The organism is Streptococcus salivarius (assembly GCF_009738225.1).
Taxonomy (GTDB): domain Bacteria; phylum Bacillota; class Bacilli; order Lactobacillales; family Streptococcaceae; genus Streptococcus.
In genome coordinates, this window is record NZ_CP018187.1 from 1,475,967 (window position 1) to 1,491,228 (window position 15,262).

General features: G+C 37.9%; 7 protein-coding genes. 4 read left to right on the forward strand and 3 right to left on the reverse strand.

Annotated features, from left to right (window positions below; translation table 11 throughout):
* Nucleotides 1-192: 192 nt before the first annotated feature.
* The 4 genes from BSR19_RS07120 (at nucleotide 193) to BSR19_RS07135 (ending at nucleotide 12,324) form a co-directional block, all read left to right on the forward strand.
* Entirely contained in the window at nucleotides 193-3,285 is a 3,093-nt protein-coding gene (locus tag BSR19_RS07120) for a hypothetical protein (RefSeq protein ID WP_156246895.1), read from the forward strand.
* A gap of 300 nt (nucleotides 3,286-3,585) precedes the next feature.
* Complete coding sequence (locus BSR19_RS07125) at nucleotides 3,586-5,826, forward strand: glucosyl transferase (RefSeq protein WP_080610693.1); 2,241 nt, start codon at nucleotides 3,586-3,588, stop codon at nucleotides 5,824-5,826.
* 268 nt (nucleotides 5,827-6,094) lie between these two features.
* The gene (locus BSR19_RS07130; protein WP_156246896.1) at nucleotides 6,095-9,415 is read left to right on the forward strand and encodes a glucosyl transferase; all 3,321 of its coding nucleotides are present in this window, start codon (nucleotides 6,095-6,097) and stop codon (nucleotides 9,413-9,415) included.
* Between the two features lie 383 nt (nucleotides 9,416-9,798).
* Complete coding sequence (locus tag BSR19_RS07135; RefSeq protein ID WP_060973006.1) at nucleotides 9,799-12,324, forward strand: glucosyl transferase; 2,526 nt, start codon at nucleotides 9,799-9,801, stop codon at nucleotides 12,322-12,324.
* Nucleotides 12,325-12,435: 111 nt separating this feature from the next.
* Here BSR19_RS07135 and BSR19_RS07140 read toward each other — a convergent pair whose 3' ends face one another.
* From BSR19_RS07140 to BSR19_RS07150, 3 genes are all read right to left on the reverse strand, one after another.
* Entirely contained in the window at nucleotides 12,436-13,446 is a 1,011-nt protein-coding gene (locus BSR19_RS07140; RefSeq protein WP_060973007.1) for a hypothetical protein, read from the reverse strand.
* 180 nt (nucleotides 13,447-13,626) lie between these two features.
* Nucleotides 13,627-14,298 (reverse strand): putative bifunctional lysylphosphatidylglycerol flippase/synthetase, encoded by a 672-nt coding sequence (locus BSR19_RS07145; RefSeq protein WP_060973008.1) that lies wholly within the window; start codon nucleotides 14,296-14,298, stop codon nucleotides 13,627-13,629.
* Between the two features lie 12 nt (nucleotides 14,299-14,310).
* Nucleotides 14,311-15,258 (reverse strand): AEC family transporter, encoded by a 948-nt coding sequence (locus tag BSR19_RS07150; RefSeq protein ID WP_156246897.1) that lies wholly within the window; start codon nucleotides 15,256-15,258, stop codon nucleotides 14,311-14,313.
* Between the last annotated feature and the right edge of the window lie 4 nt (nucleotides 15,259-15,262).

The following is a 15,262-nucleotide window of genomic DNA, read 5'->3' on the forward strand; positions in this document are numbered from 1 at the left end:
ATAATCTCCTAAATCCAGGGCATAGGTCCTGGATTTTTTTGTTTTTAGAAAAGTCTGTAGCAACTAAAATCATTCCCTCTCTCACTCGCATCACAATGTAATCGTTTTCTTATTTTTGTCTAAATTTCTTATTTTTTCTTGAAAGTCTCTAAAATAGCGCTATAATAGGACTTAGGAAATGGAGGAAAAAGTATGAAAGTACATTCTAATTTTACTGGACCTAAGTCCAAAAAACGTCTGATTGCATTCTCATGTGCAACTGCTCTTGCAAGTTTTGCCTTTATCGCAAAACCTGCCTTCGCTGAGGAAGCTAAGGCTGACAATGCATCTAACCTTGATACGACTGCTGCTACCACTGCCAATGTAGAAACTACCGCAGACCTCGTCGAAACAAAGGTTGTCGAAGCACCTGTTACTACTGAAAATGTGGCTAGCACAGAAAACACCACAAATGTCTCAGAACAAGCCTCAACTTCTACAGCAAGTTCTGAAACTGCCAGTGAAACAGCTTCAACAACTACAAGCGAAAGTCAAGCACCTGCAGAATCGGTCTCAGGCCAAACACGCGAAGCTGTAACTACAGACCGGGCTGCCAGTGAGGCTGCATCAGCAACCGCAGATACCAATAGTGAAACCAATGTTACCGGTGGTCAATATTATAGTGATAGCCTTGGTAACTGGTATTATAAGGATGCTAGTGGTAAGAACCTAACTGGTGCACAAAAAATCGATGGGATCAACGTTTATTTCGATGAAAATGGCATACAAGTCAAGGGAAACTTTTCAAAAAATAAACAATACTATGATGCAGATTCTGGTGCTCTTGTAACGGATTGTTATATTAATCATCTTGGTGGTGTTTACTATGTCGATAAAAATGGTGAACCATTAAAAGGCGCACAAACCATTCAAGGAAAACAAGTTTATTTCAATGATTACAACGGCCTTCAAGTTCGAGACGGATTTGCTAGCAATGAACACTTCTACGATAAAGATGGTAACCTTGTAACAGATAGCTATGTTTTTAGCACTAAATACAACTATAACAACACTATCTATCCTTTCTATGTTGATAAAAATGGCGACAAATTAAAAGGTGAACAAATCATCAATGGAAAATCTGTCTATTTCGATAAGTATGATGGAGCACAGGTGCGTAATAGCGTTGCTGACAATGGGCGTTTCTATGATCAAGATGGTAATTTAGTTGATCTAGGGAAAAAACACTACGTGTTCATCGATAACCATTGGTTCTATGTTGATGAAGATGGAAAGATACTTAAAGGTGAACAAGTCATTGATGGTGTGAAAGTTTACTTTACCCCTTATTACGGATATCAAATTAAAGGGGATTTTAATTCTGACGGCCAATTCTATGACAAGGATACTGGCGAGCTCGTGACAAACCGTTATATTCAATTAACACGCTACGAATCGAACGGCTCTATGGCTCCAACTCTAGAGACCCATTGGTATTATCTTGGGGCAGACGGAAAAGTGGTAACAGGTCCACAAGTTATTGACGGCGTTCGTGTCTACTTTAACTATAGAGGACACCAAGCAAAAGGAGACTTTGGCTACGATGGTTATTATTATGATAAAGACACTGGAGCACTCGTCAAAAATAGCTTTGTCTCCTTAGAGCAACCATCAGGAACCCTTATTTATTACCTCGATAACGAAGGCAATACAATTAAGGGAGAACAAATTATTAATGGTAAGCATCTCAACTTCGGTAAATACGGTATTCAAGTTAAGGGAAATTTCGCACCTAATGGACTTTTTTATGATGCAATTACAGGGGAACCTGTTACTAATCGTTATGTTCAAATCAATGACTTGAGTAACTCATATAATACCCATGAAAATAAAGATAAATGGTTCTATATCGGTTCAGACTCTAAAGCTCTTAAAGGAGAGCAAGTCATTAATGGCGTAACCGTATTCTTTGACAAAGATGGGGTTCAAGCTAAAGGGATTTTCGCAGATGACGGTTTCTATTATGATAAAGATTCTGGTGCACGCGTTAATCTTGGAAACAATCAGTTTGTTCAAGTGAACGGCAACTGGTACTATCTTAATAACGAAGGTAAAATTGTAAAAGGTGAACAAGTCATTGATGGCAACAATTTTTACTTTGATAAAGATGGCAAGCAAGTTAAAGGGAACTTTGCAGAAAATGGAGCGTACTATGATGAAAATTCAGGAGTACAAGTAACCAATCGTTATGTTAACTTCAATAACAATTGGTATAGAATCGGTGCTAAAGGTACTCCTCTTAAAGGGGCTCAGGTCGTTGATGGTCATAATGTTTCCTTTGACCAAGACGGTAAACAGATTAAGGGCGACTTCGCTTCAGATGGCTACTATTACAGTAAAAATTCAGGAGACCGAGTAGACTTAGGACAAAATCATTATCAAAACATAAATAATAATTGGTATTATATTGGTAATGACGGCAAACGCCTTACTGGTGAACAAGTCATTGACGGTGTCGAGGTCTACTTCGATAGTACTGGTAAGCAGGTTAAAGGAAACTTTGCTGAAAACGATTCATTTTACGATAAAGATAGTGGTGCCCGCCTTAAGGAACAATTTGTCGATTTGAATGGAAAGACTTATTATGTTGATGCTAAAGGCAAAAGACTTAGAGAAGGGGGAGTTCGAACTATCAATGGTAAAGAGTATACCTTTACGGGCGGTGCAGATCCCCACCTTGCTAGAGAAGAATTTCTATATCCTTACGGCTACTCTTCATTCTACGATTTGAATAACAAAGAAGTCAAAGGGCCTCAATTCGTTAAGGCCAAAAACGGTAATAGATATTACATTACCGCTTCTGGTCACGTCCCATTAGGGCTTCACATTATCAACGGAGAACTTTATATGTTTGATGCTCCGACAAATAAATATGCTGATGGTAGGGTTAGTGCGAATGGCTTGACTAAAGACTATTTCCCATCACTTATTCCTAATGGTAGCCATATCTATTACTTTGATAAGGAAACAGCTACTGCTATAAAAAATCAATATAAAGAGGTTAATGGTAACTGGTATTACTTTGGACCTAATTGGTATGCACTAACCGGTGAACAAACTATTGATGGGGCTCATGTCTATTTCCATAGAGATGGCAAACAAGCTAAAGGGGAACTAGTCACTGTAAATGATAAACTTCATTATTATGATCCTAACAGTGGTGCACGTACTGAGAACACTACCCTCACTATCGAAGGTAAGACCTACCATTTTGATGCTGAGGGAAATGGAAAACTCCTCAATTAGTGTAAGTGAACAGTAATCATTATGAAAAAGTAATTCCATCTTCCACTTTAAGAAAACTTTAGGAATCGCTTTGTATACTACAACTATCCTAAAACTTTTCTTTTTCATAATTTCCTAAAATCCAGGGCATAGGTCCTGGATTTTTTTGTTTTTAGAAAAGTCTGTAGCAACTAAAATCATCCCCTCTCTCACTCGCATCACAATGTAATCGATTTCTTATTTTTGTCTAAATTTCTTATTTTTTCTTGAAAGTCTCTAAAATAGCGCTATAATAGGACTTAGGAAAATGGAGGAAAAAGTATGAAAGTACATTCTAATTTTACTGGACCTAAGTCCAAAAAACGTTTGATTGCATTCTCATGTGCAACTGCTCTTGCAAGTTTTGCCTTTATCGCAAGACCTGCCTTCGCTGAGGAAGCTAAAGCTGATAACTCATCAAACCTTGATGTGACTGCTGCTACCACTGCCAATGTGGAAACCACAGCAGACCTCGTAGAAACAAAGGTTGTCGAAGCTCCTGCTACTACTGAAAATGTGGCTAGCACAGAAAACACCACAAATGTCTCAGAACAAGCCTCAACTTCTACAGCAAGTTCTGAAACTGCCAGTGAAACAGCTTCAACAACTGCAAGCGAAAGTCAAGCACCTGCGGAATCAGCCACAGGCCAAACACGTGATGCTGTAACTACAGACCGAGCTGCCAATGAGACAGCTTCAGTACCTAATGAAACAAACGTCACTGGTGGTCAATACTATAGTGATGACCAAGGCAACTGGTATTATAAAGATGCCAGTGGTAAAAACCTCGTAGGCGAACAGACTATCGATGGCCAAAATGTTTATTTCCGCAGTAATGGGCAACAAGTTAAGGGGCCTTTACTCGATAGGAATAATAATCTATTTCGTTACTACGATGTTGATACTGGGCAACTATGGACGAATCGATACCTTGAATCCCAAGGTAATTGGTACTATTTAGGTAAAGATGGCTATCCACTCACTGGAGAACAAACTATCAATGGTCAAGAAGTCTACTTCGATTATAAAGGTGTTCAAATCAAAGGTGACTTTAGCGGAGAGGACTATAGCTATCCAGATCAAACTTTCTATTACGACTCTAACTCTGGTGCAAGGGTCCGAAAAGAAGGTCTAGTTCAGAATAAAAAAGGCCAAACCTTTTACATCAAGAACGATGGTTCTAAATTTACAGGAATACGTGAAATTGATGGTAATATCTACTATTTCAAAGCACGTGAAGCTGCCTCTCCTGTTGATACCGGCGTCCTACAAAAAGGAATCAGCATTTTACTAGAAGAAGGGCAAAATTCACCACGTACTTATGGTTTTGGTACCCCTACTAATATTACCCGTCGCTACTATTTTGACTCAGTTACTGGTCAAGCCGTTAAAAATCGCTATGTCCAAGAAAATGATGGCTGGTACTATTATGGTGCAGATGGAAATGCTATTCGTCCTCAAGATGGTGAAGTCAATATAGACGGTCAAATCGTTTACCTCTATGCCAATGGTCGTCAAGCTAAGGGAGAGCTTGTTCTCGACAATGGTGTTCTTCGCTACTATGATCCTAATTCTGGAGCACGCGTCTCTAACACCACTCTAACAATTAATGGTATGACCTATCGATTTGATGAAAACGGCGTAGGTATGGATGCTCCTAACCCAAATGGTTATTATAGCGACGATAATGGAAACTGGTATTATAAGAACGTAAATGGAGACAACCTCACTGGTGCTCAAATCATTAACGGTCAAAAGTTATTTTTCCGCGACAATGGTCAACAGGTTAAAGGTGCTTATGGTGATTCCTACGGTGATTTATACGCATTCTACGATATTAATTCTGGAAATCTTGTAACCAATCGTTATGTTGAATACATGGGTAATTGGTTCTATGTAGGTAAAGACGGTAAGCCAGTCAAGGGAGCTCGAAATATCGATGGACAAGATGTCTTCTTCAACTATCGAGGGGTACAAGCTAAAGGAGGATTTGGTCAAGATGGCGTCTATATGCCTGAGTACTATTACGATAAAGATAATGGTCGCAAAGTAACCAAAGCTGGGTTTGTTAAAGATAACAGAGGCTTAACTTACTATCTTGACGAGAAAGGTAACAAAGTCCTTGGACTTCATGAAATCAATGGTGATTTATATTACTTCCGTCGAGGAGGTGCCTATAAGTACACCCAACTGGGTGACATGTGGCAAGACAGTATTAATTACATCGATGGTAAAATCTACTACTTCGGTCATGACGGTAGAGCAATTAAAAATCGTTTCTATCAATGGGGTAATTACTGGTACTACTTCTATGCGGATGGTTCAGCAGCTACTGGTGCCGTTCAGATTAATGGACAACAACTTTACTTCGATAAAAATCATGGTAGACAAGTTAAAGGCGCTTTTGCACCAGATGGTCACTACTACGATGAAAACTCTGGTGAACTCGTCACTAACCAAACACGTACTATCAAAGGTGTAACTTATCATTTTGATGAAAATGGTAACGCGACTAAAGTTTAAGCTATTCCTTACTTTAAGAAAACTTTAGGCTCTGCTCTATATACTATAATCATCCTAAAACTTTTCTTTTTCATAATCTCCTAAAATCCAGGGTATTGGTCCTGGATTTTTTTGTATTTTTAACTCTTGAGACTGCTAAAATTGTGATATTGGCCATTCACTCGCTTTTTTATGTAATCGTTTTCTTATTTTTGTCTAAATTTATTATGTTTCCTTGAAACTCTCTAAAATAGCGCTATAATAGGACTTAGGAAATGGAGGAAAAAGTATGAAAGTACATTCTAATTTTACTGGACCTAAGTCCAAAAAACATCTGATTGCATTCTCATGTGCAACTGCCCTTGCTAGCTTTGCTTTTATCGCAAGGCCTGCATTTGCTGAGGAAGCTAAAGTTGACAACTCATCAAACCTTGATACGACTGCTGCTACCACTGCCAATGTAGAAACGACATCAGACCTCGTCGAAACTAAGGTTGTCGAAGCACCTGCTACTACTGAAAAGGCAGCCAGCACTGAAAGCACTACAAATGTCTCAGAACAAGCCACAACTTCTACAGCAAGTTCTGAAACTGCCAGTGAAACAGCTTCAACAACTGCAAGCGAAAGTCAAGCACCTGCAGAATCGGCCTCAGGCCAAACACGCGAAGCTGTAACTACAGACCGAGCTACCAATGAGGCTACATCAGCTAACGAAACTTCAAACAGCGAAACCAATGTCACTGGTGGTCAATACTATAGTGATGCATATGGTCACTGGCATTATAAAGATGCTAGTGGTAAAGACCTGACTGGACCACAAACTATTGATGGCGTTAAGGTCTACTTTAGAGATAGTGGTGTTCAGGTTAAAGGGGAATTTGCCTGGGACGGTCACTATTATGACAAAGATTCTGGTGCTCTTGTTACCAATAACTATGTAATTAACTATAATGATTTTCCCATAACTAACTCCTACGTAGACGAAAATGGAAATAAGGTAATTGGTTCCAAAGAAATTAATGGGGTTTGGAATTACTTCGATTATAATGGCAGACAATTAAAAGACAGATTTGATCCTAATGGACGTTATTATGATAAAGATGGGAAATTAACTGACTTAGGGATTAACCGCTACTTCCAAATTTCCAATCATTGGTACTATATTGGAAGTGAGGGGAAAATCTTAAAAGGACCGCAAACGATTGATGGTATCAAAGTTTTCTTTGATGAAGATGGTAAACAGGTTAAAGGAAATTTTGCTAAAGACAATCATTATTACGATAAAGATTCCGGTGAGCTTGTTACTAATAATTACGCAAACATTTATAGTAGCACCTATTACTTAGACGAAAATGGTTATAAAGTAACTGGCCACAAAGAAATTAACGGAATCTGGAATTATTTTGATAACTATGGTGAACAAGTTAAGGATAGATTTGCTCCTAATGGCTATTATTACGACAAGGAGGGTAAACAAGTTGATTTTGGTACTAACCGCTATTTCGAACTAGATGGCAAATGGTATTACGCAGGAAATGATGGTGCTATCCTAAAAGGAGCTCAAACCATTGATGGTGTTCAGGTCTATTTTGATAGCGATGGAAGACAAATTAAGGGGAAATTTGTTCGAGATTCCTCAGATTATAAATATCGCTACTATGATAAAGACTCCGGTGCTCTTGTTAAAAGCCAATACATTATAGATTATAATAAGAACACACAAAAATATGAACGTTACTATGTAGATGAGAATGGTATACGTGTTTCTGGACCACAAACAATCAGTGGTGCCTCCGTATACTTCAGCAATTATGATGGTCATCAACTTTTTAATGATTTTGGTGACGGTCACTACTATAACCATTATGGTAACTTTACAGACCTTGGTACTAACCGTTATGTTCAAATTGGAGAGAATTGGTACTATGTTGGTAATGATGGAAAAATTTTGACTGGTGAACAGACCATTGATAATGCTCATGTTTATTTTGATCGTAGCGGTAAACAGGTCAAAGGTGGGTTTGATAACAATCAACAGTTCCACGACAAAGACTCTGGTAATCTAGTTACTAACAGGTTTGTCACATCAAATGGTAAGATTTACTTTATTGGTTCTGACAGCAGAGCTGTCAAAGGTGCTACTGTAATTGATAATATCGAGTATCTCTTCGACAAAAATACCGGTGAACAAATTAAAGGTGGGTTTGTTGATTACTCTGACAAACTAATTAGTAAAGAGAATTACAATTATAATAATGATCCTGTTAAATTCTACGAAAAAGATACAGGAGCCCTTGTTAAAGATAAGTACTTTACAGTCAACGGTAAGTGGTATTATTCAGATAATAAAGGAAAGATTTTAAAAGGTCCACAAACTGTCCATGGCGTACAAGTTTACTTTGACCGTTACAATGGACAACAAATTAAAGGTACATTTGCCGATGATGGCTACTTCTACGACAAAAATTCTGGTGCTAAAGTAGATTTAGGAACAAGCCGCTATGTCCAAGTTAACGATAATTGGTACTATATTGGCAATGATGGGAAAACATTAAAAGGTGATAAAACTATCGATGGTATTCAAGTTCATTTTGACACTAAGACAGGGCAACAAATTAAAGGTGGATTTGCTGACAAAGATGGTAAACTAGTCATAAAAGAAAAATATCATCTATCTGGCACTCCTATGAGATACTATGATAAAGACTCTGGTGCTCTTGTAAAAGATCAATACTTCAGCCATGATGGTAAATGGTACTATGCAGATGCGGAAGGAAATATCCTTAAAGGCTCACAAACTATTGATGGGGTGCAGGTTTATTTTGACTCTTATGGAGTACAAGCTAAAGACGCAATCGCAGAAGGTTACTACTACGATAAAGACTCTGGTGCTCGTCACGAAGTTCCTCGTAATCAATTCATCAAAGCCGATGGCAAACTATACTACTTTGATAGCGAAAAACAGTATTCTAACTACCGAACAATAAATGGTAAACGATACTATATTAAAGACGATGGAGAAGTCTTGAGAGGTTCTTTTGATCGTTATGACAATCCTCCTTACTTCGATGATGAAACAGGTGCTGCTGTCGAAAAACCTGGCTTTATTAAGTCTGGTGATAATTGGTACTACGTAGACGAAAAAGGAAATAAAGCTTCAGGTCTTAAAGAAATCGACGGAAAATTATATTACTTTTCTTACAATCCTACCAATAAATATGAAACCCACAAACAAATTCGTGGCGCTTTAGGAAAACCGAATTGGTTCTTCTATTCTTATAATACTGATACAAAAAAACCAGAAGACAATCCAGCCTACTACTTTGACGCTGAAACAGGTGCTGCTGTAACTAATCAATTCGTTAATTGGAAGGGCAACTGGTACTACTTTAGTAACGATGGTAAGGCCCTTCTCTTTGATCAAGTCATCAATGGTCAACACCTTTACTTTAATTATGAAGGTAAACAAGTGAAGGGTAATTTCGTTACAGACTACAAGGGAACTCGTTACTATGATGAAAACTCTGGTGAGCTCGTCACCAACCAAACACGTACCATCAATGGTGTGACTTATCACTTTGATGAAAATGGACGTACAAATCAATTGTAAGATAAGTCAGGAAATCGACTAAAATTATTCTTATAAGACATCTATACTAAGGAAGTTGATTAATTTCAACTTCCTTTTAAAAATCCAAGAAAATAATTTTTGTCTACTTTAAGCAAACTTTAGGATTTGATTTATATACTATAACTATCCTAAAACTTTTCTTTTTCATAATCTCCTAAATTCAGGGCTCAGGTCCTGGATTTTTTTGTTTTTTATGAATCCTGGATTTAGTAAGAACTGGCAACATCTCACTTAATATTCATAAAAAAGCATACTTTTCTTTTTTGTCTACTCCTTTTCACATTATAAGAAAGCCTTTTCATTTTAATCTTGAAAAGGCTTTCTTATTGTCTTATAATATAAATTAAAAGGGGGTATTTATTATGGAAAAAAATGATAAGGCCAAAAAAAACGCATCTAAAAAGTATCTGATTGCGTTTTCATGTGCATCTGCTCTTGCTAGTTTTGCACTTATTGCCGGAGCTGCTTTTGCGGATGAAGTAACTGCTAGTGAAACACTCAAGAATGACACGACAGCAAGTGTTACTGCCAATCTTGAAACAACAGCAGATTTAGTTGAAACAAAGGGAATTGAGGCTACTGCTTCTGCTGAAAGTTCAACAGTTGCTCCAGAGTTAGCAAGTTCGGAAAACGCTAGAGAAAGGGCTTCAGCAAGCACTAATGAAAGTCAATCACCTACTGAAACAGCTAACGTTGAAGCACACACAGCTTCAACAAGAGACAGTACCACTAGTGAAACAACTGCGACAACTCCTGTTATCAATGAGGACTTAAACGTTACAGGCGGTCAATATTACAGCGACCAAAACGGCAAATGGCATTACAGAGATGCCAATGGTAAGGATCTGACTGGACCACAAACCATAGATGGGGTTCAAGTCTATTTCGATAAAGAAAATGGCATACAAGCTAAAGGCGTTTTTGCTAAAGACCCTAATGATGCTAAAAAACTAAATTTCTATGATAAAGATTCTGGTGCTCTTCTCAAAAATCAATTTATCGTTGCCTACAGCAACGATACAAAACAATATGAACGCTATTATCTAGATGATAAAGGGAATCCCGTGTATGGTGAGTATCGAATTAATCGTCGATCATCCTACTTTGACGATAAATTTGGGACTCAAATCATTGATCGCTTTGCTCCTAATGGACACTTTTACGATCAGGATGGTGTTTTCGTCAATTTAGGTACCAACCGCTTTGTTGAAATCAAAGGAAAATGCTACTATCTCAATGATAGAGGACAAATTATAAAGGGCAACCATATCATCAATGGAGCTCAGGTCTATTTCGATGAAAATGGTGTTCAAATAAAAGGGAATTTTGACAAGGATAACCGCTATTATGATGAACACACTGGTAAGCTAGTAAGCAACCGATTCGTAACAGTCAACGATAAGAGCTACTTCGTTGGCGCAAAAGGTGTAGCCATGAAGGGTGCTACTCGTATTGATGGTAAAGAGTACTACTTCGATAAAAAGACAGGTGCCCAAGTGAAAGGTGACTTCGGAGGTAATGGTAAATACTACGATGCCTCAACTGGTGCACTTGTAACCAACCGTTATGTCAATGTAGATAAATATTGGTACTATGTTGATGCTGAGGGCAAACCATTAAAAGGTTCACAAACCATAAATAATGTTCCTGTCTACTTTGATTCTTATTATGGGCGACAAGTTAAAGGTGATTTTGGAGACGACGGTTACTACTATGATAAAGACTCTGGTGCGAGAATTACACTCGAAAAAAATCGTTACCATAATATTAATAACCATTGGTATTATGTCGGTTCAAATGGCAAAATCCTTAAAGGCGACCACATCATCAATGGTGCTCAAGTGCATTTCGACAGGGTATTTGGAATACAAGCTAAAGATGACTTTGTAGATGAAGATGGCATTAATGTTCTCTATGATAGCTTTGTTGTCTTTGGTAACCCAGTTAAGTATTATGACAAGGATACTGGTGAACTTGTTAAGGGGCGTTACTTTACAACTCGAGGCAAATGGTTCTATGCAGACAAGCAAGGCAATATTCTAAAAGGTGCCCATACCATTGATGGTGTTCCTGTCTACTTTGACGACCACCTCGGAACACAATTCAAAAACGTAGTTAAAAATGGCCACTACTATGATAAGGATACCGGTGAACAGAAGGATGTCCCACGGAACCAATTTGTTCATGTTGATAATGGTCTCTTCTATTATGATAAAGATGGAAAACCACTTTCTGATTCTCATACCATTAATGGTGTAACCTATTCGTTCTATGAAGATGGACAAGCCCGTCGAGGTACTTTTGGACCTTACGGTTCAGGACCTTTCTATGATAAAGTTACTGGAGCCGCAGTCAGAGAAAAAGGATTCCATCAAGTAGGTGGCGATTGGTACTATACTGACGAAAATGGTAATAAACTTCTCGGTCTTCAAGAAATCGATGGGAAACTCTATTATCTCGATAATACAGAGTCTACAAGCTTAGTTACTGGTTATCTCGCAAAAGATAAAGTGCTTAGTCCTGAGCAAAAAGAGTCTACTAGATATCCTCGGACATCTAGTAGTACTATCATCGAACCTAAAATCCACAGTTACTACTACTTCGATGCTGAAACAGGTGCTGCGGTAACTAACCAATTCGTTAATTGGAAGGGCAACTGGTACTACTTCGGTAAGGATGGTAAGGCCCTCCTCTTTGATCAAGTCATCAATGGTCAACACCTCTACTTCGATTATGAAGGTAAACAAGTGAAGGGCGATTTCGTTACAGACTACAAGGGTACTCGTTTTTACGATGAAAACTCTGGTGAGCTCGTCACCAACCAAACACGTACCATTAATGGTGTGACTTATCACTTTGATGAAAATGGACGTGCAAAGCAATTGTAAGATAAGTCCGCAAATCGACTAAAATTATTCTCATTCGTCATACAGATAAACGACAAACAAAAAGTCCAAATCAAACTATTGATTTGGGCTTTTTGTTAGGTAAAGAATTTATTAGTCCTTTTTCAGTCTTTTTAGGTGTTTATAGAGACCGAAGGCACGATCCAGTTGCATAGATTCGATAGGACGTTTGCCCTTGATATAGAGATTTCCATTGGTCGCATTCATCAACCCTGTCTTAGAAATGGCATAGCCGGTAATCATGCCACTATAAAGGAATTTTTTCAACTCCTTGACATCTAAAACTCTGCTTGAAGGTTCAAGAACACCATATTCTGCTTCATAAATATCCACTAGTCTTTTAAACTTATAGGCTGTTTTTATGGACATATCTCCGACATTTCCCTTGGCATAATAATGATAGAGATTCTGTGGGCTTAAGTCTGCTGATGCCACCTCTTGACCATTTGGTGAGTAAGGTTGTGATTTAATGAAAGTATTAAGCTTGCCAATATCAATATGGGAGTCGCTAACATTTTCCTTAGGAATAGGGAAGTCATTCCTATCAACAATCTCCCTTCGTCTTATGGTAGCTAATAATTCATAAGGCTCGACTCTAAGCCTTTTAGAAAATTTTTCCAAAGTATCAAGCGATACCGTTCCTGTTTGATTGATCAGATTATAGTTGGTTTGAGCCATACCAGATGAGACTACAAAGGCTGTCATGCGTTCTCTGACTTCCCCCTCAGCCATATCTTCCGTGATTTCCAACTTCTTGCGAATATTGTGCCACAAGTTCTGGGTGACCTGATCAGGATCTCTTGGAAACTCAAAACCCTCATGCTGATTATCTCGAGCTAAGAGCTTCCCAAGTGTAATCTTTTTCCCAGTCACCTTGGCCAGACCGTTAGTAATGGCTACAATCTTTGGAATATTTCCCTTAGGCTTGTTCATGAAAAGCATCCGAAGGCTTCCTGACGGAATCCTCGTAGCTTCTGAAAGCTCTTTGTAACTCTTCTTATCTTTCCAAAATTCCCCCATACGAGCTTTTTCCGCATTTTCCCAGAAAAGCTCCTTAAGGGATTTGGGGGTATTCGGCTCATTCGATAATAGTCGTTTTGACATAATTGTCTCCCTCTAAAATTGCTGTTTAAACTTAGTCCGAGTCTATTATCTCATATTTTTAATAAAAATCAAATCAAACCCTAATGGTATTGATTTTACTATATAAAAAGGATTTAGCTCCGTTTTACACAGAACTAAATCCCTTGAAGAGGATTATATCATAAATTGGTAAATTATAGCCTAAAGCATACCCAACCAAAAGAAAAAACTTAATACGCTAGCCCAATCAAGGCCAGAAGCAAATACTAAAGATTTAATTGTCCTTCCACTCAGTTGACTAAAATAGGCCCATTTTTTTCTGTTTGAAACCAATAAAACAATTGGAAGATATAGACTAGCTCCTAAAAGAGCTGGACAATACTTTTGAACCCCTATTGAAATAGGAAATATAATTATAAAAACTAAACTTAACAGTGCAAACAGTGAGAAAACACTCATAAAAGAAGGTATGACACGAGAAATTCCCTGCATACTTTTTTCAGGTCGTTCCTCATCTCCATAGAAAGAATATCGTAAACCAACATCCACCAAACCGGCGAAGCCAATCATATTATTCAAGCTATTAATAGTCCAACTTGTCTCTAGTAAGTAAGATAATTTTTGTTTCTGATTAAGCTCTTTATTTAAGATTTTATCATAGAATATCATAAGTGCAACAGCCATAAAACCAAGCAAAGCTAAACTAATGACTTTTATTGGAGAGAGTTCTCCAAAGATTGCTCCAATCTTATCAAACGAAATTGTCTTAAAAAGTCTGATTATCTCTACAATAACCAGACTAGCAATAGATAAAAATAGCACAAGTTTGATAAGTCTCTGCCATTTTTTCACGCCATTCAAAATTGTTCTCACAATCTCTTCCTCTTATCCTAACAAAGTTTGTAATATTGGAATAACAAGGATAAATAGAACCGTACTTAGAGTCACCACATTCGTAGAGAATTCCACATCTCCTTTTCCCTGATTAGCAAGGATCGGGAGAACAGCTAAAGCTGGTGTAGCGGATTGAATCATAAAGGTCTTAAATTCTACTGTCGCCATATTTGGTGCAAAGAACTTCAATACAAGAAGCATAATCAGAGGAGCTAGGATAAAGCGTCCAACTAAAGTGACAATTGTATCTTTATCAAAAGTAATAGTTTTCAAGCCTGCCTTTGCAAGAACGATACCAATATAAATCAGAGATAGGGGAGTGACGATATTTCCAACATAGGTTAAGGTATTCGTTGCGAAATCTGGAATAGAGATTCGAAGAATCAAAAATAGTAGAGCCACAAGAAAACCTACAAGCGGAGCTGGTAGCAATTTCTTCCAGTCAAATTTACTTGTCTTCTTGCTTTGACCCGATTTACTGTCGCTCGTCATCAAATACACGCCCAATGTCCAGGTGGAAATCGTGTTGGTGATATAGTAAATTAAGAAATATGGAAGAGCCTGATCCCCAAAAAGAGCAACGTTTAAAGGTAAACCAATAAAAATAGTATTGGCATTCACAAAGGTATTAATCATGGTTCCTCGCCGTCCTGGACGAACCTTGAAAACCACAACTGCAATATAAGCTACGATATAGCCCAAGATAAAGGCCACAAATGTATAAAGGAGACCGCCAGAAAGACTGATTAGCTTATCTAGTGTTAGGTATTTCATCACCGACACAAAGATTGACGCTGGCAAGGCTACATTCATGATCAAACGAGACAGGTTAGGTCCAAAGTCATCTCCAAACCATCCCTTCACCTGAAGAATATACCCCAAAACAATAATAGCGATAATCGGAATGATACTCGTAATCGAGGTTAAAAAGAGTGACATAGGT

Excerpts from the sequence above, each read along its gene's own strand:
- BSR19_RS07120 (WP_156246895.1), top strand. The coding sequence starts at position 193 with ATGAAAGTACATTCTAATTTTACTGGACCTAAGTCCAAAAAACGTCTG.
- BSR19_RS07125 (WP_080610693.1), top strand. The coding sequence starts at position 3,586 with ATGAAAGTACATTCTAATTTTACTGGACCTAAGTCCAAAAAACGTTTG.
- BSR19_RS07130 (WP_156246896.1), top strand. The coding sequence starts at position 6,095 with ATGAAAGTACATTCTAATTTTACTGGACCTAAGTCCAAAAAACATCTG.
- BSR19_RS07135 (WP_060973006.1), top strand. The coding sequence starts at position 9,799 with ATGGAAAAAAATGATAAGGCCAAAAAAAACGCATCTAAAAAGTATCTG.
- BSR19_RS07140 (WP_060973007.1), bottom strand. The coding sequence starts at position 13,446 with ATGTCAAAACGACTATTATCGAATGAGCCGAATACCCCCAAATCCCTT.
- BSR19_RS07150 (WP_156246897.1), bottom strand. The coding sequence starts at position 15,258 with ATGTCACTCTTTTTAACCTCGATTACGAGTATCATTCCGATTATCGCT.